This is a genomic window from Corallococcus terminator (assembly GCF_003611635.1).
GTDB classification, from domain to species: Bacteria; Myxococcota; Myxococcia; order Myxococcales; family Myxococcaceae; genus Corallococcus; species Corallococcus terminator.
This window is the reverse complement of record NZ_RAVZ01000691.1, coordinates 1-1316: the sequence shown is the minus strand read 5'-3', so window position 1 is coordinate 1316 and position 1316 is coordinate 1. Positions and strand designations below refer to the sequence as shown.

The window sequence follows — 1316 nt, the reverse complement described above, 5'->3', positions numbered from 1 at the left end:
GGGGTAGGGCGCTGGACCGCTCGGGCCGACGTGACCGGGCCCGCGGAGGAGTTGAGGCGCAGGGGCTCGCGCACGTACGCGGGCGGCGGGATGTCAGCGGGCTCGGGGGGACGCGGTGCGGCGGGCCGGGCCTCGGACGCCAGGGGCTCCTGGGCGACGGAGCGCGCGAGCTGCTCCACCATGTCCACCGACATCGACTCGTCCTCGGGAGGAGGAGGCGGCGGCGGGGTGTGGGTCCCGGCCTGCTGCGCGACGAGCGCCTCGCCCAACTGGACGAAGCGCGGCGGCAGCGGCTGGCGGTAGATGATGGAGATCCACTCGCGCACCCGCAGCTCGATGGCGACCCAGAGCTCCAGCGGCTTGCCCAGGAGGAAGCCGACTTCGTCGAGCTCCTTCTTCGGCACCGGGTAGGCGCACGCCACGTGCAGCGTCGTGCCATCCAGGGACAGCGGCACCACGCTCAGCCGCTCCGCGATTTTCGGAGGGATGAAGGTGGCGACCTCCTGGTTGGGCTCGAAGTCCACCAGGTTGACGGGCCGGAAGCCGGAGGCCTCGCCGAGCATCGCGAGGACGTCCTGTTCGGACATACCGCGCTCCATCAGCGCGGTGTCGAGGTGGCCACCCTGGGCTTGGTGTTGACGCAACAACTCCCCGGCCTGCTCCTGGCTCAGGAGGCCGCGCGAGACGAGGTGTTGGGCAAGACGGGAAGGCATGAAGGCCGCGGCATCTTACGGCCACAGCCGCAAGGCACAATGAGCCGGTTTCAGCTCGGTTGGACGACGAAGGTGGACGTCAGCTTGTCATGCAGGGTCTGGCCGCGTCGGTCGAACAGCGCCATCCAAAACCCGCCCAGGAAGAGAACGAAGGAAAGCCCGGCGAGCATCGCCCGGAAGATGGCCCGGCCCGGGGTGGGCGCCATGCCGTGGGTGTCCACCAGCCGCAGTCCCAGGAGCAACCGTCCCAGGGTGCGCCCATTCCAGAGGAAGGCCGCGACGGCGCAGTACACGGTGGCGAGCACCAGCACCAGTACCATGCCCGGCAGCAGCACGGTGTGCAGTGCGCGCAGCCAGGCAACGAAGGCATCCAGCCCCGTCAGTCCCGGCTGGGGACCCTTCACGCCCGCCACCGACGAGGCGAGGACGATGTAGGCCGCCGCCACGGCGCCAATGGCCGCGGTGTCGACGGTGAAGGAGAGCAGCCGCCGCCACAGCGACGCGGGGCGCGCGTGCACCTCTCCGGCGGCCGGAGCCGGCGCGGGGGGCTTCGACTTCGACTTCAAAGGGGCGGTGGGGGAGGGCACGGCTTCCATGCGGGAC

General features: G+C 70.8%; 2 protein-coding genes. Both read right to left on the bottom strand.

Annotated features, from left to right (window positions below; translation table 11 throughout):
* A partial coding sequence (locus D7V88_RS41545) for a GspE/PulE/PilB domain-containing protein (RefSeq protein ID WP_504815089.1) occupies positions 1-713 on the bottom strand: 713 nt, incomplete at its 3' end.
* A 50-nt stretch (positions 714-763) separates the two neighbouring features.
* The coding region (locus tag D7V88_RS41540) for an RDD family protein (protein ID WP_120545965.1) at positions 764-1316 on the bottom strand (553 nt) is incomplete at its 5' end.